This is a genomic window from Agrobacterium sp. 33MFTa1.1 (assembly GCF_004328495.1).
Taxonomy (GTDB): domain Bacteria; phylum Pseudomonadota; class Alphaproteobacteria; order Rhizobiales; family Rhizobiaceae; genus Agrobacterium; species Agrobacterium pusense.
Genome location: NZ_CP036359.1, coordinates 538,251 through 557,610, shown reverse-complemented (window position 1 = coordinate 557,610; position 19,360 = coordinate 538,251). Strand labels below are relative to the sequence as shown.

At 59.5% G+C, this 19,360-nt stretch carries 22 protein-coding genes; 17 read left to right on the top strand and 5 right to left on the bottom strand.

The genetic code is table 11. The features are described 5' to 3' along the window. Positions 1–159: 159 nt before the first annotated feature. The 6 genes from EYD00_RS16380 to EYD00_RS16355 all read left to right on the top strand — a co-directional run bounded on the left by EYD00_RS16380 (position 160) and on the right by EYD00_RS16355 (position 4,313). Positions 160–1,023, top strand: coding sequence for a peptidylprolyl isomerase (locus tag EYD00_RS16380; protein WP_034497608.1), 864 nt, complete (start codon positions 160–162; stop codon positions 1,021–1,023). An 88-nt stretch (positions 1,024–1,111) separates the two neighbouring features. Further along, the gene (argJ, locus tag EYD00_RS16375; protein WP_034497124.1) at positions 1,112–2,353 is read left to right on the top strand and encodes a bifunctional glutamate N-acetyltransferase/amino-acid acetyltransferase ArgJ; all 1,242 of its coding nucleotides are present in this window, start codon (positions 1,112–1,114) and stop codon (positions 2,351–2,353) included. Positions 2,354–2,371: 18 nt separating this feature from the next. Then, entirely contained in the window at positions 2,372–3,148 is a 777-nt protein-coding gene (locus EYD00_RS16370) for a GNAT family N-acetyltransferase (protein ID WP_003585631.1), read from the top strand. Beyond that, complete coding sequence (gene mutT, locus EYD00_RS16365; RefSeq protein ID WP_003585633.1) at positions 3,145–3,558, top strand: 8-oxo-dGTP diphosphatase MutT; 414 nt, start codon at positions 3,145–3,147, stop codon at positions 3,556–3,558. Before EYD00_RS16370 ends, mutT begins: the two co-directional genes overlap by 4 nt. Before the next feature lie 171 nt (positions 3,559–3,729). Beyond that, positions 3,730–4,044, top strand: coding sequence for a hypothetical protein (locus EYD00_RS16360; RefSeq protein WP_034497121.1), 315 nt, complete (start codon positions 3,730–3,732; stop codon positions 4,042–4,044). Positions 4,045–4,142: 98 nt separating this feature from the next. After that, on the top strand, positions 4,143–4,313 hold the full coding sequence (locus EYD00_RS16355; protein WP_077985725.1) for a Flp family type IVb pilin: 171 nt from the start codon (positions 4,143–4,145) through the stop codon (positions 4,311–4,313). Between the two features lie 17 nt (positions 4,314–4,330). On the opposite strand, the gene EYD00_RS16350 is transcribed toward EYD00_RS16355, so the two are convergent. Beyond that, positions 4,331–5,212 carry a methyltransferase domain-containing protein gene (locus EYD00_RS16350; protein ID WP_034497606.1) on the bottom strand — a complete coding sequence of 294 codons (882 nt, stop codon included), beginning with the start codon at positions 5,210–5,212 and terminating at the stop codon, positions 4,331–4,333. A 140-nt stretch (positions 5,213–5,352) separates the two neighbouring features. On the opposite strand from EYD00_RS16350, the gene EYD00_RS16345 reads away from it, so the two are divergent. The 4 genes from EYD00_RS16345 to EYD00_RS16330 are packed head-to-tail and all read left to right on the top strand — an operon-like array spanning position 5,353 to position 7,768. After that, complete coding sequence (locus EYD00_RS16345; protein ID WP_034497118.1) at positions 5,353–6,144, top strand: ComF family protein; 792 nt, start codon at positions 5,353–5,355, stop codon at positions 6,142–6,144. 59 nt (positions 6,145–6,203) lie between these two features. Further along, positions 6,204–6,458, top strand: a complete 255-nt coding sequence (gene grxC, locus EYD00_RS16340) for a glutaredoxin 3 (protein ID WP_003585640.1) — start codon at positions 6,204–6,206, stop codon at positions 6,456–6,458. A 24-nt stretch (positions 6,459–6,482) separates the two neighbouring features. Beyond that, a complete protein-coding gene (locus tag EYD00_RS16335) occupies positions 6,483–7,343 on the top strand; it encodes a carbon-nitrogen hydrolase family protein (protein ID WP_034497116.1) in 861 nt (286 codons plus the stop codon). Further along, a complete protein-coding gene (locus tag EYD00_RS16330) occupies positions 7,340–7,768 on the top strand; it encodes a DUF1178 family protein (RefSeq protein ID WP_034497113.1) in 429 nt (142 codons plus the stop codon). The genes EYD00_RS16335 and EYD00_RS16330 overlap by 4 nt, the downstream gene beginning before the upstream one ends. Before the next feature lie 33 nt (positions 7,769–7,801). Here EYD00_RS16330 and ubiG read toward each other — a convergent pair whose 3' ends face one another. Further along, on the bottom strand, positions 7,802–8,554 hold the full coding sequence (ubiG, locus tag EYD00_RS16325) for a bifunctional 2-polyprenyl-6-hydroxyphenol methylase/3-demethylubiquinol 3-O-methyltransferase UbiG (RefSeq protein ID WP_034497110.1): 753 nt from the start codon (positions 8,552–8,554) through the stop codon (positions 7,802–7,804). A gap of 256 nt (positions 8,555–8,810) precedes the next feature. Between ubiG and EYD00_RS16320 the strand changes: the two genes are divergently transcribed. After that, a complete protein-coding gene (locus EYD00_RS16320; RefSeq protein ID WP_034497603.1) occupies positions 8,811–9,656 on the top strand; it encodes an SH3 domain-containing protein in 846 nt (281 codons plus the stop codon). 187 nt (positions 9,657–9,843) lie between these two features. On the opposite strand, the gene EYD00_RS16315 is transcribed toward EYD00_RS16320, so the two are convergent. After that, a complete protein-coding gene (locus EYD00_RS16315) occupies positions 9,844–10,101 on the bottom strand; it encodes a DUF2934 domain-containing protein (protein ID WP_034497107.1) in 258 nt (85 codons plus the stop codon). 296 nt (positions 10,102–10,397) lie between these two features. On the opposite strand from EYD00_RS16315, the gene EYD00_RS16310 reads away from it, so the two are divergent. From EYD00_RS16310 to EYD00_RS16290, 5 genes are all read left to right on the top strand, one after another. Further along, on the top strand, positions 10,398–11,456 hold the full coding sequence (locus tag EYD00_RS16310; RefSeq protein WP_081859428.1) for an enoyl-CoA hydratase/isomerase family protein: 1,059 nt from the start codon (positions 10,398–10,400) through the stop codon (positions 11,454–11,456). 169 nt (positions 11,457–11,625) lie between these two features. Further along, positions 11,626–12,612 (top strand): thiosulfate ABC transporter substrate-binding protein CysP, encoded by a 987-nt coding sequence (gene cysP, locus EYD00_RS16305; protein WP_006698488.1) that lies wholly within the window; start codon positions 11,626–11,628, stop codon positions 12,610–12,612. Between the two features lie 73 nt (positions 12,613–12,685). Next, positions 12,686–13,507 carry a sulfate ABC transporter permease subunit CysT gene (gene cysT, locus EYD00_RS16300; protein WP_003585655.1) on the top strand — a complete coding sequence of 274 codons (822 nt, stop codon included), beginning with the start codon at positions 12,686–12,688 and terminating at the stop codon, positions 13,505–13,507. 4 nt (positions 13,508–13,511) lie between these two features. Continuing rightward, the gene (gene cysW, locus EYD00_RS16295) at positions 13,512–14,399 is read left to right on the top strand and encodes a sulfate ABC transporter permease subunit CysW (RefSeq protein WP_034497100.1); all 888 of its coding nucleotides are present in this window, start codon (positions 13,512–13,514) and stop codon (positions 14,397–14,399) included. A gap of 5 nt (positions 14,400–14,404) precedes the next feature. Continuing rightward, the gene (locus tag EYD00_RS16290; RefSeq protein ID WP_006698485.1) at positions 14,405–15,430 is read left to right on the top strand and encodes a sulfate/molybdate ABC transporter ATP-binding protein; all 1,026 of its coding nucleotides are present in this window, start codon (positions 14,405–14,407) and stop codon (positions 15,428–15,430) included. A 21-nt stretch (positions 15,431–15,451) separates the two neighbouring features. Here EYD00_RS16290 and EYD00_RS16285 read toward each other — a convergent pair whose 3' ends face one another. Next, on the bottom strand, positions 15,452–16,549 hold the full coding sequence (locus tag EYD00_RS16285; RefSeq protein WP_034497098.1) for a DNA alkylation repair protein: 1,098 nt from the start codon (positions 16,547–16,549) through the stop codon (positions 15,452–15,454). A gap of 245 nt (positions 16,550–16,794) precedes the next feature. Continuing rightward, positions 16,795–18,231 carry an NAD-dependent succinate-semialdehyde dehydrogenase gene (locus EYD00_RS16280; RefSeq protein WP_003585659.1) on the bottom strand — a complete coding sequence of 479 codons (1,437 nt, stop codon included), beginning with the start codon at positions 18,229–18,231 and terminating at the stop codon, positions 16,795–16,797. A 614-nt stretch (positions 18,232–18,845) separates the two neighbouring features. Between EYD00_RS16280 and EYD00_RS16275 the strand changes: the two genes are divergently transcribed. Then, positions 18,846–19,352, top strand: coding sequence for a putative pterin-binding protein (locus EYD00_RS16275; RefSeq protein ID WP_003585660.1), 507 nt, complete (start codon positions 18,846–18,848; stop codon positions 19,350–19,352). The last annotated feature ends 8 nt before the right edge of the window (positions 19,353–19,360 follow it).

Sequence of the window (19,360 nt, the reverse complement as noted above, 5' to 3'; positions counted from 1 at the left end):
TTCAACGTATCTGGACGCGAGGTTGCGTGACAGATAAGAGGGGGGGCAAATGATGTCAACGGTTCTGCCCGTTACAGAATGGCCACATTCCGGTGTTTGGAAGTTTTTTCAGAGCCGGAAACCATGTCTGGAGCCGGCATTGTCCCCGAAAGGTTCAAAATGTTGCGCTATAATAAAATTGCGGCTGCGGTGATTGTGGCCACGCTCGGCCTCCAGCTTCCGGCTTTCGCACAGGAAGACAAGGTCGTCGCCAAGGTCGGCGATCTGGAAATCCATCAGTCCGAACTCGACCTCGCCATGAGCAACCTCGATCCGCAACTCGCGCAGCTTCCCGACGAGCAGAAGAAGGTCGCAGCCCTTTCCGGCGCGATCGATGTCAAGCTTCTCGTCAAGAACGCCAGTGCCGAAGGTCTGGAAAAGACTGAAGATTTCAAGAAGCGCATGGAATTCATCCAGGACCGTGAGCTGCATAACGCGTATTTCCGCAAGCACGTGGTCGACGCCGTCACCAATGACGAAGTAAAGGCCCGCTACGACAAGGAAGTCGCAGCCCTGCCGCAGGAACAAGAGATCAAGGCAGCTCATATCCTCGTTGCCAGCGAGGACGAAGCCAAGGACATCATCAAGCAGCTTGATTCGGGCAAGGATTTCGCAGCCCTCGCCAAGGAAAAATCCACCGATTCCAACAAGGATGACGGTGGCGATCTCGGTTGGTTCGGCAAGGGCCGCATGGTGCCGGAATTCGAAGAAGCCGCCTTCGGCCTCGAAAAGGGCGCCTACACCAAAACGCCTGTGAAGACCCAGTTCGGCTTCCACGTCATCAAGCTGGAAGACAAGCGCATCGCGCCGCCGCCGGCTTTCGAGCAGGTCGAGCCGCAGGTTCGTCAGCTTGTCATGCGCGACAAGTACGTTGCCCTCATCGAGAAGGCAAAGGCCGAGCAGAAGATCGAAATCATGGATGAGACACTGAAGAAGGGCTACGACGAAGCCTCGAAGGAACAGCAGGCTCAGCCGCAGCAGTAAAATTTCGGATTACGGGGCGGCTTAACGGCCGCCCCGTTTCATCTCAGGCCATCTCCAGACATCCATTCCAGAATTTCAGGCGCTTCCCATGTCCGTTGCCGTTTCTCCGCTCGCTCCGAAATCCTATCCTGACATGCCTGCGCTCCGCGGCGTTCGCATGGCGACGGCCGCTGCCGGCATCAAGTACAAGAACCGCACGGACGTTCTCTTGATGGTTTTCGACAAGCCTGCAAGCGTTGCGGGCGTCTTCACCAAGTCGAAATGCCCTTCCGCCCCGGTTGATTTCTGCCGCGCCAATCTCGGCGGCGGCGCGGCGCGCGCCGTGGTGGTTAATTCCGGCAATGCCAATGCCTTTACCGGCCTCAAGGGCAAGGCCGCGACCGAGCTGACGGCGAAATCCGCCGCAGCTGCCGTCGGCTGCTCCGAAACAGAGGTCTTTCTGGCATCGACGGGCGTGATTGGGGAACCGCTGGATGCCTCGAAATTCGCCGGTGTCCTGGGTGACATGAATGTTCGGGCAGAAGCCGATTTCTGGCAGGAAGCCGCCAAGGCGATCATGACGACCGACACCTATCCGAAGGTCGCCAGCCGCACCGCCGAGATCGGTGGCGTGATCGTGACGATCAACGGTATCGCCAAGGGCGCCGGCATGATCGCGCCCGATATGGCGACGATGCTTTCCTTCGTTGTGACGGATGCGGATATTGAGCCTGCCGCGTTGCAGGCCCTGTTATCGGCCGGCGTTGGCCCGACCTTCAATTCCGTAACGGTCGACAGCGATACCTCCACCTCCGATACGTTGATGCTGTTCGCCACGGGCGCTGCGGCCGAAGACGGCCAGGTGAAAGTGACGAATGCCGATGATGAGCGCCTTTCCGGCTTCCGCGCTGCGCTGAACGATCTTCTGAAGGACCTTGCCTTGCAGGTCGTTCGTGATGGCGAAGGCGCGCGCAAGATGGTGGAAGTTACCGTGACAGGAGCGGAAAACGACGCCGCCGCCAAGAAGATCGCCCTTTCCATCGCCAATTCACCGCTGGTGAAGACCGCGGTTGCCGGTGAGGACGCCAATTGGGGCCGTGTCGTCATGGCCGTCGGCAAATCAGGCGAAATGGCGGACCGCGACCGTCTTGCCATCTGGTTCGGCGGTGTGCGCGTGGCCGTCAACGGCGAACGCGACCCGAACTATTCCGAAGCGGAAACCAGTGCCGTCATGAAACTGGAAGACATCACGGTAAAGGTCGATATCGGCCTCGGTCAGGGAACGGCTACCGTCTGGACCTGTGACCTGACGAAAGAATATGTTGCGATCAACGGCGACTACCGGAGCTGACCGTTGGAGCCGAAGAGAATGCAGGACAACAAGGCCGTCAATCTGCCGCTGGTTCGCCGTCTGGAAGCCGTCAGCTTCCGGGCGTGGCCAGCCTCGTCGGTTATTTATGACGGCAGCTGGCAAATCCGTCTCACGGGTTCGCATCCCTCCAAGCGTATCAACTGCGTAGTGCCGCTCGATCCGTCCGATTACGGAAACAGCGCGGTGCGGCTGGAAAAGGCGCGTAAGCGTTTCGATGATTTCGGCCGGCCGCTGGTGGTGCGCGAAACGACGCTGATGCCGCCGCAGCTTGTGGAATTTCTGGTCAGGGACGGCTGGTCGATGTTCGAAGAGGTTGTGGTCATGACGGCCGATCTTTCCGACATGGAGTTGCCGGAAACGCTGGTCAGCCTTCCGAGCCACGATATCGGCCGTTTTGTAGAGGCGAGCATCAAGGTGAGCGATGGCGATCCGGCGCTGCGCCCGGCAATTGCTGAAATCGTCAGTTCCATCAAGCCGACGCTCGGTCTCTTCATCAATGAGGAAGTGGAAGGCAATCCGCTCGCAACCGTCATCTGCGTGCAGGACAACGATCTTGCCGGCATCCTTTCCCTCGATGTCGAAAAGTCGCAGCGTAAGAAGGGCCTCGGTACGCAAATCCTGTCATCCGCACTGCGCTGGGCCAGGATCAGCGGCGCAAAAAGCGCGTGGCTGCAGGTTGAAGCCGCCAATGCGCCGGCAATCGCACTTTATGAGAAATTCGGCTTCTCCGAGGCTTATCGCTATCGCTATTGGCGCAAGGGTTCAGGAGAATGAGCGAGGCCGGCAAAAAAATCCTGCTGGTCGCCGCCTGCGCCCTTCTCGATCAGGATGGCCGCATTCTTCTGGCGCAACGTCCGGAGGGCAAGTCGCTCGCGGGCCTGTGGGAGTTTCCGGGCGGCAAGGTGGAGCAGGGCGAGACGCCCGAGGAAACTCTCGTGCGCGAACTGGACGAGGAGCTGGGTATCAAAACCAAGATCGCCTGCCTTGCGCCTTTGACATTTGCCAGCCACACTTATGAGACATTCCACCTTCTGATGCCGCTTTACGTGTGCCGTCGTTACGAGGGCATTGCGCATGGCCGGGAAGGACAGGCGCTGAAATGGGTAAAACCGCAGGCGTTGCGCGATTATCCCATGCCGCCGGCCGATGAGCCGCTGATCCCCTTCCTGCAGGATCTGCTTTAGAACAGGCAATCGCCGGCGTCCCTCGCTTATGATCCCGTCACAGCTTCGTGAAAATGCCCCGTTGCCAGCGCTTTGCCGTGCCAAAACGGGTCTGTGTTAAGAGATCGTTCAGCACCCTCTGGCAGATTGTTAAGCTAAAGAAGCGGTAAACTGCGCGTTACGAGGTTGGTCATGAACGAGGATTTCTGGAAGACGGTGGAAGGTCGTCACTCTTATTCCGATAAATCCAGTCGCACCGGCGTTCTGAACGTCGCATTGCTTTTCGGCACGGCCGTCATCGCCCTGTCGTTGATCATCACACCCATGCTCGCCGGAAAGTCTTCCACGCGTGTGGCGCAGTTTCCCGAAAATTACGACATGATCAGCACCGGCTCCATCAAGAAGACAGATGTGGGCAAGACATACTCCATCCGCCGTAGCATAACACAGCCGATGCCGGAAATGCCCTGCGTGGTGACGGGCTACAGCAATGAGAGCGGTTGCTGATCGTTTACCATTGTCGGTAACCGATCTCTCACATAGCCCGTCTAGAATAAGCCGACTTCAATAGGTCATATTGCCGGCTGGCGGATTGGGCATATTCTGTGCTGCGTTCATTTATCGATTTCTGTAGGAATGAAGACGGCGCCAGCGCCGTTGAGTATGGCCTGATAGTGGCCGTGATTTCCGTCGCTCTTGTCGGCGGCGCGAGCGCCATAAGCAGCAATATCAATGCCCTGTTTCAGTTCATCGCCGACACTTTCGCCAGTGTCTGAAACGGTCATTCTTGCGTTCAGGATAGCTTGACTTCCCTGGTCTTCAGGGCGTCCGCCAGGCGCACTTTGGCGGAGCCGGGCTTCAGCGGTTTCTGCTGGCTCTCATGCGGCGCCCAGCCCGAAATATAGATGACGGAGAATGTCGCCCTTATGCGCCCATCCGGATCGGCATAACGTTCAGCATAGAGCTCTGCCGCCCGCATGAAAAAGGCACGGTTGAGCGGTCGTCTGCTACGGCCTGCCAGCGGATTGGCCATGCCCATCGCACGCAGGTCGCGCATCAGCGGGAAAATCGAATCGTAACGTACCGTGTAGGTTTCCGCGTCGGTGACGGGAAGCGCAAAACCGGCGCGTTGCAGAAGCGCGCCGACATCGCGCACATCGGCGAAGGGAATGACGCGCGGGCTTGCCCCGCCGGTCAGTTCCGCCTCTGCCGTCAACAACACGTCGCGCAGTTCCTGCAGCGTCCCGCTGCCGGGAATCGCGCCGAGAAACAGGCCGTCCGGCTTTAACGCCCGCCGGATCTGGATCAGCGCGCCGGGCGTGTCGTTGGTCAAATGCAGGGCAAGCGGTGAAACGATTAGATTGGCGGAGGCCTCTTCCAGTGGCAGATGCTCCATGGATGCCGCCTCCGGAATATTTTCATCCGTGGTGAAACGGCTTTCCGTCTCTATGCGGCGAATGGAATTCACCTTTCCCGTCTGTGCCAGCCGCCGGGCGGCAACGCCGGTGCCGCCATGCAGCTCGATGGCGGTCTCGAACTGGCGTTCGACAATGGCAAGCCTGTCTGCCAGTTCTTCAGCCGCCATGTCGAGAAGAAAAAGGGCCTTGTCGTCGCGCCGGTTCCACGCCCGGCGACGGTTTTGTTCGATCACGGCCTGGTCAAAAAGAATGTCCATCGTCTTGCCTGCTCGGCCTCTGGCGCCATCGGTACGGCGGGGCCGCATTCTGTGTCATGCCGTTTCAGGCATTGCTTTTCCGGCACCGGCCGGAATGATCTGTCTCGCAAAGGCACCCGTTCGGCGCTAAAGTCAACCTCATGGGCGCTGGCGAAGGTCTGTTTTCGGGGATGCTGTCGAAATCCGCGGTCCTGCTGCGGGTCGCACGAGACGTGTTGCGTTCGGTCTTCCGCATGATTTACCCGCCGACCTGTGCCGGCTGCACCCGCATGATCGGCGCAGAAGGAGCGTTGTGCCCAGAGTGCTGGCGGGACATTGTTTTTATCGAGCGTCCTTACTGCGAAATTCTCGGCATTCCCTTTGTCCGCGACCATGGCGAAAACATTGTCAGCGCCGACGCCATTGCCGACCCGCCGCCTTTTGACCGTCTGCGTGCCGCCGCCAGCCATCAGGGCGTCGCCCGCAAGCTGGTGCACCGTCTGAAATATCAGGACCGGACAGAGCTTGCGCGGTTGATGGCGTTGTGGATGCTGCGCGCAGACGACGGAGCGGTCAGCGCCTGCGATTGCATCGTGCCCGTTCCTCTGCATCGCTACCGCTTCCTGCGCCGCCGTTTCAACCAGTCCGCCGAGCTTGCCCGGCATCTGGCCCGGGCGGCTGACAAGCCTTTGCTCGCCGGCACCCTGCTGCGGGTGAAATCGACGGAGCGGCAGGTTGGGCTCTCGGCAATCGCCAGGCGTGACAATATGCGGGGCGCTTTCGCTCTTGCCCCTGGTCGGGAAGCGGATGTTTCAGGCAAGCACGTAGTGCTGGTGGATGACGTTTACACCACCGGCGCGACGGTGCGTGCGGCGAGCCGGGCCCTCCGAAAAGCGGGTGCTGCGGAAGTGACAGTTTTGACCTTTGCAATGGCCATTTCCGGTCCTATATGAAGCCGTAATGACATGAGGAAACCGTGCGCTTGACCGCACGTTTGCGAGGCTTTGAAAACATGGCACCGGTGACAATCTATACGCGGGATTTTTGTGGTTATTGCGCGCGCGCCAAGGCGCTGCTGGATAGCAAGGGCGTGGATTATGCCGAATATAACGCCACGACGACGCCCGAATACCGGCAGGAGATGATCGAGAAATCGGGCGGAACGACCTTCCCGCAAATCTTCATCAATGGGCAGCACGTGGGCGGCTGCGATGATCTTCATGCGCTGGACCGCGCCGGCAAGCTGGACGCGATGCTGGCGGCCTGATCTGCCCGACCGACGGAGGAAATCATGAGTTTCAAGGCTGCCGCCATTCAGATGCGCTCCGGTGTCGATACGGCGAGGAATGCCGCCGATATGGATCGGCTTGTGCGCGCCGCCGCGGCCGAAGGGGCTGTTTATGTTCAGACCCCGGAAATGACGGGCGCAATCCAGAAGGACAGGCAGGCGCTGCGGGCCCAGCTGCGCGACGATGATGGCGATATCATTGTCGCGACCGCCGCACGCCTTGCCCGCGAACTCGGTATTCACGTCCATGTGGGCTCTACGGCTATTGCCCGCCCGGACGGCAAGATCGCCAATCGTGGCTTCCTCTTCGCGCCGGACGGCTCGCGCATCTGCAGCTATGACAAGATCCACATGTTCGATGTCGATCTCGACAATGGCGAGAGCTGGCGCGAAAGCGCCGCTTACGAGCCCGGCGAGGTGGCGCGCATCGTTGAACTGCCGCTGGGTAAATTCGGCTTCGCAATCTGCTACGACGTCCGTTTTCCGCAGCTTTTCCGGGCGGAAGCTCTTGCCGGCGCTGAGATCCTGACGGTTCCCGCTGCCTTCACGCGCCAGACCGGGGAAGCCCATTGGGAAATTCTGCTGCGCGCCCGCGCCATTGAAAACGGCGCGTTCGTCATCGCCGCCGCTCAGGCTGGCGTACATGAGGACGGGCGTGAGACATTCGGCCATTCCATCATCATCGATCCCTGGGGTAAGGTTCTGGCAGTCGCCGGCGGCGCTGGCGAGGAGATCATCTTCGCCGAGATCGATACATCGCTGGTGGCGACCGCCCGTGGAAAGATTCCCAATCTGCGCAATTCCCGGGAGTTCGGGCTGGATACGGTCATTCCCCTCAAACCTGTGGGAGGTGAGGCAGCGTGATCCGGTATGCGCTAGCCTGTGAAAAGGGCCATGAGTTCGAAGGCTGGTTTGCCGGCAGCGACGATTTCGATGATCAGTTGCAGCGCGGTATCCTGTCCTGTCCGGTTTGCAATTCCGTGCAGGTCTCCAAGCTTTTGATGGCGCCGTCGGTTTCCACCGCCCGCAAGAAGGACGAACGCCAGACGCTCGCCATGGATGCCGCCAGAAAAGAGGCGCTTGCAAAAATCCGCGAGGCCGTCGCCAATATTCGCGCCACTGCGGAGGATGTCGGCGACAGGTTTCCCGAGGAAGCCCGCAAGATCCATTATGGCGAAGCGGACGAGCGGGGTATCATCGGCAATGCCTCGGTGCAGGACGCCAGGGCCTTGCTGGAAGAGGGCATAGAGATCGCACCGCTGCCGGTGCTGCCCGACGACGTCAACTGAATTTCAGAGACATCGCTCACGGAGCGCCCGGCGTTACCCCTGCGCCGGGCGCTTTGCCAGCATCATGTAGTTGACGTCCATATCCGGTGAGAGGTTCCAGCGATCCTGCAGCACGTTGTAGAAGACGCCTGTCCGGTGGATGATATCCATTCCGCTTGCAACCAGCGGCCGCTCAAGCTCTTCCGGGCGGACCAGCTTTTCATATTGATGCGTGCCGCGCGGCAGCCAGCGCAAAACATTTTCGGCAGCAAAGATCGCCAATGCCCGGGCTTTCAGCGTGCGGTTGATGGTGGCCGCGAACATCAGGCCGCCGGGGCGTACCATTTTCGCGCAGGTGGTGACGAAGAGATCGACATTGGCCACGTGTTCGACCACCTCCATGTTGAGGATGACGTCGAAGGTTTCGCCGGCTTCCTGCAGCTGTTCGGCCGTCACCGCGCGATAGTCGACGCTGACCCCGCTTTCACGGGAGTGGGTGGAGGCGATGCCGATGTTCTTTTCCGAGGGATCCGCGCCTACCACATCGGCGCCCATGCGGGCGACGGGTTCGGAGAGAAGACCGCCGCCGCAGCCGATGTCGAGAACACGCAGCCCTTCCAATGGGCGGTGCGCCTTCGGGTCCCGGCCGAAATTGTCGCAGATGCGGTTGCGGATATATTCGAGACGCACCGGATTAAATTTGTGCAGCGGGCGGAACTTGCCGGTCGGGCTCCACCACTCTGCGGCCATCGCGGAGAAGCGATCCACTTCGCTCTGGTCGACGGTCGTCTGTGCGGTCTCGCTCATGGCTCTGCTCCATATTGCTGTTGCATTGAAGTCGGACGATTGCCCCCCGAAGTCAAGACCGGAGACTTTCTCCGGCAGCGATTTATCGGGCGCTCATTGCCGCAGGGGAACTGATGCGGTCCCTCATTTGTTTCATGCTGCGTTCATGGAAGAACGCGTATTTTCCGATCGTGGCAGTATGCGGAACGCATACTCGTCCATCGAACAGGATGGATGCCGACAAGGGCAAAGCGGGCCTTTGCTTGAGGAGAAAGAAGTGAAGAAAAAACTGTTTGGCGCAATTGCGCTGGTGGCCATGCTCGCCGCGCCGGCCCTTGCCGAAGCTGCGACGCGGGGATTCGCCACCGCGAATGTGAATATGCGCTCCGGTCCCAGCACAGCCTATCCGGCTGTTGTCGTGATCCCCGTCGGCGCACCATTGACGGTACACGGCTGCCTGTCCGATACGCCGTGGTGTGATGTGTCTTTCGTCAACGGTCGAGGCTGGGTAGCCGGCCGCTACATCCAGACGACATTCCGGCAAAACCGGGTCTACGTCGAGCCCCGTTATTATCGCGATCTCGGCGTTCCCATAATCACTTTCGAAGCCGGCCGTTATTGGGACCGTTATTATCGCGATCGCGACTTTTACCGCGAACGTGACCGGTGGCGTCGCCCGCCGCCATCAGGCGGCTACTGGAACGCCCCGCCCCCGAGTGCTGGATGGGATCGCCCACGTCCGCGTGACGACTGGCGCGATGGTCGCCGGGACGACTGGCGCGATGGCCGCCGCGATGAGTGGCGTGATCCCCGCCAGGGCGGTGGTCCGAATGATGGTCGTTGGGAACGTCGCTACGGCGACTGGAACCAGGGCGACAGAAATCAGGACAGGCCGCGTCGCGACGATGACCGCCGCCGTTGGGAAGATGAAAATCGCGACCGCAACCGTCAGTTCAATCAGGATGATGGTCAGCGTCGCCCCGAGCGTCGTGTTCAACCTGAAGAACAACGACGTCCCGAAGGCCGCGCTCCGTCACAGGAGCAGGTTCGTCCGCCCGAGCAGGCACCCCGGAGCTATCGAGCTTGTGATCCGGCGGATACGGAATGCCTGTCGAGACAATAAAGCTTAGACTGGCGGGAATACTTGCCAGTCAAACATGATTTGTGAAAAAATGTCCCCGGTTTGTTGCCGGGGACATTACACGTGTGGGAAGCGCTTCCAGTATGCTCCGTAAAACGCATCTGACGAGGCTACACACCCGCGCACTACTTGGTTGCTTCCAGACTTTTGATCGATGCGTAGGTGTTTGCTACTTCGTGGTGGCAGCCTTGCTGGCACGGACCTTGGGTTTTGCGGCAGCTTGCGCATCCGGTGCCGCCTCTGCCGCAGCGGCCTTGGGAGCGGCCTTCTTGCGCGTTGCGGGCTTCGTCGCTTCCGATGTCTTCAGCAGCGAAAATTCATGCTTGGCCTGTTCCCAATGGTGCGCATCGCGCCCGTGCGGGTGGCCTTCCTTTTCCCAGAGTGTATATGCGCGTTTACTGATCCATTCGTGTTCCGAAACCTGCATGCTCGTCTCCCGTTGCTGTTTACAGCGCCTATGAGAAGGCGACATTCCGCTTTGGTCCGGCACACGCTCGACAGGAATCAATGCCGGCATTTCCAGACGCCATTACATGCCATGATTTTCCGGGCGTCAAGCAAACATGCTGCATTGCGAAAACCGATTTCTGGCATTTTCTGCCCGTTAAAGCGGTTTGAGTGAAAGACGTTCCTGCCACGCAAGATCAACGTTGCGTGATTGCGCCAAGGCCGCCAAGATGGCCGAACGAACGGGCAGCGGAGGAGGCGGTCTTGGAGCGGAGAATGGAAACGGATGCGCAGGTCATCATCGAAAAACAGGGAGGGGCGGGCATCATTCGCCTCAACCGGCCGAAGGCCATCAACAGCCTGACCTTGCCGATGGTGCGCGACCTGTTCCATGCGCTTCAGCGTTTCGAGGAGGAACCCGGCGTTGCCTGCGTGGTGTTGACGGGAGAAGGGGACAGGGGGCTTTGCGCCGGGGGCGACGTCCGCATCATTCACGATCTCGGCAAGGCGGGGGACCCACAGGTCCTTGATTTCTGGCGGGAAGAATTTCCGCTCAATTATCGTATCGCCCACTTCGGCAAGCCCTATGTGGCGCTGATGGATGGCATTGTCATGGGCGGCGGCGTTGGCATTTCAGCCCATGGCAGCCATCGTATCGTCACGGAGCGCACAAAGCTCGCCATGCCGGAGACGGGCATCGGCTATTTTCCTGACGTTGGCGGGTCCTGGCTTTTGCCACGGGCGCCGGGCGAATGCGGCACCTGGCTGGGGCTGACGGGCAATGCCGTTACTGCCGCCGACGCCATCTATGCGGGCTTCGCCGATTATCTTGTTCCTTCGGATCGCCTTGGCAGGCTGGTTCAGGATCTATCGCGATCGGTGGATACGGACAGTGTTGAGACGGCCATCACGGCGCACGCTATTGAGGCCGGCGAAGGCATCTTATCCCTCAATCGGGAGATCATCGACGCGACATTCCGTTTTGACACGGTCGAGGAGATTTTTGCCGCGCTCTCGGCGCGCCAAGATGCATTTTCACGCGAGACCCTCGAGGTTCTGCAAAAGCGCTCCCCCACCAGCGTGAAGCTGACCCTGAAGCTGCTGCGCCTGGGTCGGGAAAGCGCGAGCCTCATCGAATGCCTTGAGCGGGAATTTGCTGCCGGCACGGAGATATTGCGCCAACGTGATTTTTATGAGGGCGTGCGCGCCGCCCTCGTCGACAAGGATCGCAATCCCCGCTGGTCGCCGGCGCGGCTGGAAGAGGTGCGGGAGGAGGACCTTGCGCCCTATCTCGCCAAGCATTCCGGCAACCTGTTTCCCGATCATCGCCTTTAGTGAGGCGCAAAAGAAATCCGGGTTCGTGGCTTATATGAAATCCTCGCCTTCCAAGTGAATATTATTTGGGCAAAATTTCCAATCCATCCTCCGGCAAGGCATAGTTGTTTCTCGCGGGCGTTGCTGCCGCCCGCTATGTTGAGCACCATTCGAATTGCCGGGGGTATTCATGAAACGTCTTCTCATTATCGGAACTGCCATCGCCGCTCTTTTTTCAGTTGCGGCGCAGGCGCAGTCTCCGACTACCATTCTCAACGCGTCCTATGATGTCGCCCGCGAGGTCTTCGCGGCCGAAAACGAGGCTTTCATCAAGCAGCATCCGGGCGTAACCGTCGATCAGTCGCATGCCGGCACCTCCAAACAGGCGCGTGCCATCGTCGAGGGTCTTGAAGCCGATGTCGTCACTTTCAACCAGGTGACCGATGTCGATTTTCTGGTGAAGCAGGGTTTCGTTTCCGCTGACTGGCAGAAGGATTTCCCGAATGACGCATCGCCTTTCTATTCCTTCCCCTCTTTCCTTGTCCGCGCCGGCAACCCCAAGGGAATCAAAGACTGGGACGATCTTGTCCGCGACGACGTGAAGGTCGTTTTCCCCAATCCGAAGACCTCCGGTAACGCGCGTTACACCTATCTCGCCGCCACAGCCTACGCCAAGGAAAAGTTCAAGGGCGACGACGCGAAGGTCCAGGAATTCGTTAAGAAAATCTTCGACAATACGCCTGTTTTCGACACCGGAGGCCGCGCTGCAACCACCACTTTCGTGGAGCGTGAAATCGGTGACGTCTTGATTACCTTTGAAGCGGAGACCCGCGGCATCGCCAAGCAATATGGCGCCCAGAAGGTGGAAGGCGTCGTGCCCTCCGTCAGTCTGCTGGCCGAATTCCCGGTTGCCGTGGTTGACAAGGTCGTCGACAAGCGTGGCTCTCGCGATCTGGCGAAAAGCTATCTCGACTTCCTCTATACCGAAGAGGGGCAGCGCATCGCCGCTGAATTCGGCCACCGTGTCCATAATGAAAAGGTTGTCGGTGAGTTCAAGGACAAGTTTCCGGCCATCCGCCTCGTCAACGTCAATGACGTTTTCGGTGGCTGGACTAAAATCCAGAAAGAGCATTTTGCATCCGGCGCGACGCTTGATACGCTCTACGGCAGCCGCTAATCACAGCGACAGCAACATTTGAATGACCCGGCGGGAAACTGCCGGGTCGCTTTTTGATTGATGGGGGCGGGGTTTGAAGCGGAATGTTCTGCCGGGGCTGAAATTGTCCCTTGGCGTTACCCTCACTTACGTCGCCATCATTGTGCTTTTGCCGCTCTCGGCGCTTGTGTTCAAGGCGGCAAGCCTCGGGCCTGCCGAGTATTGGTCCATCATTTCCTCGCCGCGGGCCGTCGCCAGTTACCGTGTCACCGTGCTCTGCGCGCTGGCCGCAACCCTGTTCAATGTGATCTTCGGACTGGCGCTCGCCTGGGTGTTGACGCGCTACCGCTTTCCCGGCTGGCGTTTTGTCGATGCGATCGTCGATCTTCCCTTCGCGCTTCCCACCGCCGTTGCCGGCATCGCCCTGACGACGCTGTTTGCCGGCAATGGCTGGTTCGGCTCGGTGCTGGCGCAATTCGGCATCAAGGTGGCCTATACGCCGCTTGGCATCATGGTGGCGATGGCTTTTACCAGCCTGCCCTTCATCGTGCGCACCGTGCAGCCGGTGCTGGAAGACCTCGATCCGGCGCTGGAAGAAGCGGCGCAGTCGCTCGGTGGTTCCGATCTTGAAATTTTCCGCAAGATCATCCTGCCGCTCCTGACTCCGGCTCTGCTCGCCGGTCTCTCGCTCTCTTTCGCCCGCAGCCTGGGTGAATTCGGGGCAATCATCTTCATCGCCGGCAATCAGCCGTTCTCGACGGAAATCACCGCCCTGCTGATCTTCATCCGGCTCGAGGAATATGATTATCAGGCGGCAGCGGCCATCGCCTCCGTGTTGCTTATCACCGCCTTCGTAATGCTGGCGGTGACCAATTATCTGCAGGCGCGCGCGCTTCGGTATACGGCGAGGGGCTGAGAAGATGAGCGGCGTTTCCTCACATCGCAAACCGCCCCGTGTCGGCGATGCACCTCTTGTGCGCCGCAGCCTGATCGCCTTCGTGCTCATCATCGGCACGCTTCTCGTTTTGGCACCGCTCGTCATCATCGGTGTCGAAGCGTTCTCGCAGGGCTGGAAGGCCTATTCGGCCACCATCACCCATCCGGATACTCGTCACGCCATTATGCTGACGGTGCTGACCGCACTGATCGCCGTGCCGGTCAATACGGCCTTTGGTGTTGCAGCGGCATGGTCCATCACCAAGTTCGATTTCCCGGGCCGGCGCTTCCTGCTGGTGCTGATCGAGATACCTTTCTCGATTTCACCGATCGTTGCCGGTGTCGCATATCTCTTCGTATATGGTTTGCAGGGCCTGTTCGGGCCGTTCCTCGACGCGCATGATATCAAGATATTGTTTGCGCTTCCCGGCATCGTTATCGCCTCAATGTTCGTGACTGCGCCTTTCGTGGCGCGTGAACTCATTCCGCTCATGCAGGCGCAGGGTCGTGATCTCGAGGAGGCGGCGACCTCGCTTGGCGCATCCGGCTGGCGAACCTTCTTTTCGGTGACCTTGCCGAACATCAAATGGGCGCTGCTTTATGGTGTCGTGTTGTGCAACGCCCGCGTAATGGGGGAATTTGGCGCCGTATCGGTCGTGTCAGGCAATATTCGCGGTCAGACCAATACGCTGCCGCTGCATATCGAGCTGCTTTATCACGATTACCAGACGGCTGGCGCTTTCGCCGCGGCGTCGATCCTCGCGACCCTCGCCGTCGTCACCATCATCGCCAAGGTGGCGCTGGAACGGCGCGGCGCAGGGCGCGGGCGTAAAAAGACCAACGGCGATGCCGCCATCGCCACGGAGACCTGATTCCCATGAAAATCCGCCTCGAAAATGTGGTGAAGACCTTTGATACGTTCCGTGCCGTGCGCGATGTTTCGCTTGATATCGAAAGCGGCGAGCTTCTGGCGCTGCTCGGTCCGTCAGGCTCCGGCAAGACCACGATTTTGCGCATGGTCGCCGGCCTCGAATATAGCGATGGCGGCCAGATTTTCTTCGGGGAGGAGGATGCCACCAATATTCCGGTGCGTGACCGCGGTGTGGGGTTTGTGTTCCAGCATTATGCGCTGTTTCCGCATATGACGCTCAACGAAAACATCGCCTTCGGCATGAAGGTTTCGAAGGTGAACCGGGACAGGGCGGCTATCGCCGCGCGCGTCGAAGAATTGCTGCGACTGGTGAAGCTCGATGGCCTGGGCGACCGTTTTCCCGCGCAGATTTCCGGCGGCCAACGGCAGCGCGTGGCGCTGGCGCGGGCGCTTTCGGTCGATCCCAAGGTGCTATTGCTGGATGAGCCTTTCGGAGCGCTGGACGCCAATGTGCGTCGCGACCTGCGCCGCTGGCTGCGCGAGATCCACGATTCGCTCGGCATCACGACGATTTTCGTGACGCATGACCAGGAAGAGGCGCTCGATCTGGCCGACCGGGTCGTCATTCTCAATCAGGGCGAAATCGTGCAGCAGGGCACGCCGAAGGAGGTCTGCCGCCAGCCGAACAGTGCCTTCGTCATGCGCTTTCTGGGAGATGCCAACCGGGTTGCCGGTGTGGCGCGCGGCGGAAAGGTGTATGTGGGTGAGAATGAACTGCCCTTCTCCTATGCTCAGGGCGATGGCGCGGTTGATATTTACGCACGTCCCGGCGATCTGGAGTGGGAAGACCTGCATGACGGCATACCGGCGTCCGTGGAGCGCGTCCTTGACCGCGCCGGTGAGCGCCGGGTGATCGCCAGTACCGACGGCGGCGATATTCTGGAATTCGACGTGCCGCCCGAAAACGACGTCGCCGCCGGAGATCGCGGTTCCGTCATCATTCGCCGGGCGAAGATTTTCCCGGCGCCGTAAGGCGCCAGGGCCTTTGCCCGCTTAAAACAGAAGTTCGAATGCGCTTTCGGCTATCAGCCTGCCGTTGATCACAAGGTCGACCCGGTGGACACCGGGATAGTGTTTGCGGGTCGTAAAATCACGTATGGCGCGGCTGATTGACAATGTACATGTCTCGCCGGGCGGAAGCTCGACTTCCTTCCACTTGAAGACCTTCGCGGAGGCATCGCCGCTCTTCTTCACATAATGCACGGCGTAATCGATCACCAGCTTTTGCCGGCTCTTCGCCGTCGAAGTGAAAGAGGCGGAAATCCGCACCGGATTGCCGAGAGCGACTTTTGCCGGCAACACCTCGAACGCCGCAAGTGTAATCTGCGCCTCCTCATGCGCCCCGAGATGGGCAAGCGCTGCGGTGTCGCCCTTCTTGATCAGCGTGCGCAAGGCCTGCCGCATGATCCAGCGTGTATGCGGGTTGTCCTTCGGCCATTCATCGATGAGCGCCAGCACAAAAGCGGGATTATCCTTGGTGATGTCGTTCAGGTGGTTGGCGACGGATTTGCGCACATAAAGCGCCTGGTCTGCTTTCATGGTGTCGAGGATCGCGGTAACCGGCGAGGGATCATCGATCAGGGGCTTGAGCTGGAATGACCATGGCAGGCGAGGCCGGCAGCCTTCGCTGGCAAGCCGCCGCACATGCTCATTTTCGTGCCGTGACCAGGTTTCCATCACGGCAAGGGTGGCGGTCAGGTCCTTTTGCAGGAAATGCCGGATGGCGAATTCCGAGGAGCCAAAGCGGGTGAAATATTGCAGCGCGTCCATGGAAAGATCGAAATCATCAAGGCCGTAAAGCGCGACATACTCCGGAAGCGAAATCGAAGCGAAACCGTTGCCGATGCCGGGCGCTGCGGCGGTGAGGATTTCGATGTTGCGGGCATAGTCGCCGGGAAGTGTCGCATGCAGGCTTGTTGCCACCTGCCGCATGCGCTGCATGATGCCCAGCGCTTCAAGGTTTTCGGTGGCGAGCGCCATGAAGGCGGAAGCGTTGAAGGGCGGATGGACGGCCCTGGTCTGATCGGCGATATGCTGCAGTTTCTCGTGGTTGAAGATTTCCTTCAGTGCCGGTGCCGCCGTGTCGCTCATAATGTCCTCAAAGTTCACTTTTTGTTCTTTTAGGGCAGGAGGAGAGGCGAGGCAAGGGAAGACTATGTCGCTTTCGAATACTGCTGACGGACCGAGCGCGTGCCACGAACGTCTTCTCCCCATCTGGGGAGAAGTTCGCGGTAGCGGGATGAGGAGGCAAGGTCAGCGAAAAGTCGCGAGCTTGCCCCCTCATCCGGCACTTCGGGCCACCTTCTCCGCGGCGGGAGAAGAATTTTCTGGGAAAATCAGCTCATCTGGCTGACGAACTTCGTCTCCAGATAGGCCTGGACTGCTTCGGAGCCACCTTCCGTGCCATAACCGGAGTCCTTGATGCCGCCAAAGGGGACTTCGGGAAGAGCAAGGCCGTTGTGGTTGATGGTCAGCATGCCGGCCTCGACCTGTTGGCCAAGCGCGTGCGCGGTCTTGACCGAACCGGTGAAGGCATAGGACGCAAGGCCGAAGGGCAGGCGGTTCGCCTCGGTGATGGCGTCATCGAAGCTTGAGAACCGGTTGATAATGGCGACCGGGCCGAAGGGCTCGTCATTCATGATCTTGGCTGATGTCGGCACATTGGCGAGAACCGTCGGCTCGAAGAAATTGCCCTTGTTACCGATGCGGCGGCCGCCGGTCTTCAATTCGCCGCCATGCGAAACGGCGTCGTTGATGAGGCCTTCCAGCGCCGGGATGCGACGCTCATTGGCGAGCGGGCCCATCACAACACCATCTTCCAGGCCATTGCCCACCTTGATCGCCTTGGTTGCTTCCACAAAACCTTCAAGGAACCGATCGGCCACACCGTCCTGCACAAGGAAGCGGGTAGGGGCGACACAGACCTGGCCGGCATTGCGGAACTTGGCAAGCGAGGTGACTTCGATGGCCTTGTCGATATCGGCGTCGTCGAAGATCATGACAGGCGCATGGCCGCCCAGTTCCATCGTTGCGCGCTTCATGTGCCTGCCGGCCAGTGCAGCCAGATGTTTGCCAACGGGCGTGGAGCCTGTGAAGGATATCTTGCGAATGACCGGATGCGGAATGAGATATTCCGAAATCTCTGACGGTACGCCATAGACGAGGCCGACGACGCCCGCCGGAACGCCCGCATCAACAAAGGCGCGGATGAGTTCGGCAGGCGACGCCGGCGTCTCTTCCGGCGCCTTGACGATGATGGAGCAGCCGGTTGCAAGCGCGGCGGAAAGCTTGCGGACGATCTGGTTGATCGGGAAGTTCCATGGCGTAAACGCTGCAACGGGTCCGACCGGCAGCTTGATGGCAAGCTGTGAGACACCGGTTGCCCGCGCCGGGATGACCTGCCCATAGGTGCGGCGCGCCTCTTCTGCGAACCAGTCGATGGTGTCGGCCGCGCCCATGATTTCAGTGGCGGACTGCGCCAGCGGCTTGCCCTGTTCGCGGGTCATGATGTAGGCGATCTTGTCCTTGCGCTCGCGCAATATGTCGGCCGCCCTGCGCATGATCTTGGAGCGCTCAAAGGGCGAGGTGTCACGCCACACCTTGAAACCCCGCTCGGCGGCGGCGAGCGCCAGATCGAGGTCTTCCTTCTCGGCATGCGCAATCGCGCCGATGATTTCGTCCGTCGCCGGATCGGAGACGGCGATTGTCTTACCGGAAACGGCATCGCGCCATTCGCCACCAATGAGAAGTTTGATGTCGGGATAGGTGTGCATAGGGGCTACCTTCATGATGCGGCCGATACGGCGGATGCCGCCCGGCCCGGAGAGGTGAACAGAATTTTCCTGGCCGGACGAAATCCGGCGTCGCAGCTTTCGCAGCGTGGAACAGGTGTCTGGGCTTTTCCGGCGGAGGTCGTGGACTGCCGGAAACGGAAACGACAGTGCTTATATTAAGTTCCGGGCGGTATGTTTCAACCGCTTGCCCGAGGTAATGCCATGATTTTTATGTGACGCGGAACCATCATTCGCCGTTTGTGCCGCCATGGAAGTCGATGCCGTTTTTCGGCCGCAACGGCGGGCGCGAATCACGTTGCTCCGTAAGGAAACGGTGGAAATTCGGCCACAATTCGGCCGTGGTCACGCTGGACGGATCAGGGGCGGGCGGTGCGCGGCGTTGCCGGTTGCGTCATAACAGGGCGCGCAACGTCAAAAAGTACAATAAGACGGAAAAATTATCCAAAGGGTTTACTCAATACCTAGAGAAAATACGGATAAAATCTCAGTGAGGATATAACATCGGTTCCTGATATATATGCTGTTGGCGGTTCCCTTGACCTTCCAGGGTTGGCGAAAACCCTCGACCTGAACGTTATCGATGGAGAAAAATTATGAATTTCGCCCGGGTACTTCTCAGTGCGTTCATGTCGCTCGTGTGGCTTTCCTGTGCCGAGGCGGGAGACATAGCCAAGCCGCAGGGAAAGCCGATATTAACCATATCCGGCAACATCACCAACACTAATACCGATGGAGCTGCGGAATTTGACCGCGACATGCTGGAAGCGCTCGGCATGGACACCGTGGAGACGACGACACCGTGGCACGACGGCCGTGTCCGCTTTGACGGTGTGTCGCTTGCCAAGCTGATGGATGTCGTCGGCGCAAAGGGCACCAGTGTCACGGCGGTGGCTCTCAACGATTATGTGAGCACGATACCGGTTGAAGACTTTAAGAAATTCAATGTTATCCTCGCCATCAAACTGGATGGCAACTATATGACAGTACGCGAAAAGGGCCCGTTGTTTGTCATCTATCCCTATGACAGCGACCCGGAACTGCAGAAGCAGACTTATTATTCGCGGTCCGCATGGCAAGTTGCCAAACTGATAGTGGAATAAAGGTGCCG

Excerpts from the sequence above, each read along its gene's own strand:
- EYD00_RS16380 (WP_034497608.1), top strand. The coding sequence starts at position 160 with ATGTTGCGCTATAATAAAATTGCGGCTGCGGTGATTGTGGCCACGCTC.
- argJ (WP_034497124.1), top strand. The coding sequence starts at position 1,112 with ATGTCCGTTGCCGTTTCTCCGCTCGCTCCGAAATCCTATCCTGACATG.
- EYD00_RS16370 (WP_003585631.1), top strand. The coding sequence starts at position 2,372 with ATGCAGGACAACAAGGCCGTCAATCTGCCGCTGGTTCGCCGTCTGGAA.
- mutT (WP_003585633.1), top strand. The coding sequence starts at position 3,145 with ATGAGCGAGGCCGGCAAAAAAATCCTGCTGGTCGCCGCCTGCGCCCTT.
- EYD00_RS16360 (WP_034497121.1), top strand. The coding sequence starts at position 3,730 with ATGAACGAGGATTTCTGGAAGACGGTGGAAGGTCGTCACTCTTATTCC.
- EYD00_RS16350 (WP_034497606.1), bottom strand. The coding sequence starts at position 5,212 with ATGGACATTCTTTTTGACCAGGCCGTGATCGAACAAAACCGTCGCCGG.
- EYD00_RS16345 (WP_034497118.1), top strand. The coding sequence starts at position 5,353 with ATGGGCGCTGGCGAAGGTCTGTTTTCGGGGATGCTGTCGAAATCCGCG.
- grxC (WP_003585640.1), top strand. The coding sequence starts at position 6,204 with ATGGCACCGGTGACAATCTATACGCGGGATTTTTGTGGTTATTGCGCG.
- EYD00_RS16335 (WP_034497116.1), top strand. The coding sequence starts at position 6,483 with ATGAGTTTCAAGGCTGCCGCCATTCAGATGCGCTCCGGTGTCGATACG.
- ubiG (WP_034497110.1), bottom strand. The coding sequence starts at position 8,554 with ATGAGCGAGACCGCACAGACGACCGTCGACCAGAGCGAAGTGGATCGC.
- EYD00_RS16315 (WP_034497107.1), bottom strand. The coding sequence starts at position 10,101 with ATGCAGGTTTCGGAACACGAATGGATCAGTAAACGCGCATATACACTC.
- EYD00_RS16310 (WP_081859428.1), top strand. The coding sequence starts at position 10,398 with ATGGAAACGGATGCGCAGGTCATCATCGAAAAACAGGGAGGGGCGGGC.
- cysP (WP_006698488.1), top strand. The coding sequence starts at position 11,626 with ATGAAACGTCTTCTCATTATCGGAACTGCCATCGCCGCTCTTTTTTCA.
- cysW (WP_034497100.1), top strand. The coding sequence starts at position 13,512 with ATGAGCGGCGTTTCCTCACATCGCAAACCGCCCCGTGTCGGCGATGCA.
- EYD00_RS16290 (WP_006698485.1), top strand. The coding sequence starts at position 14,405 with ATGAAAATCCGCCTCGAAAATGTGGTGAAGACCTTTGATACGTTCCGT.
- EYD00_RS16285 (WP_034497098.1), bottom strand. The coding sequence starts at position 16,549 with ATGAGCGACACGGCGGCACCGGCACTGAAGGAAATCTTCAACCACGAG.
- EYD00_RS16280 (WP_003585659.1), bottom strand. The coding sequence starts at position 18,231 with ATGCACACCTATCCCGACATCAAACTTCTCATTGGTGGCGAATGGCGC.
- EYD00_RS16275 (WP_003585660.1), top strand. The coding sequence starts at position 18,846 with ATGAATTTCGCCCGGGTACTTCTCAGTGCGTTCATGTCGCTCGTGTGG.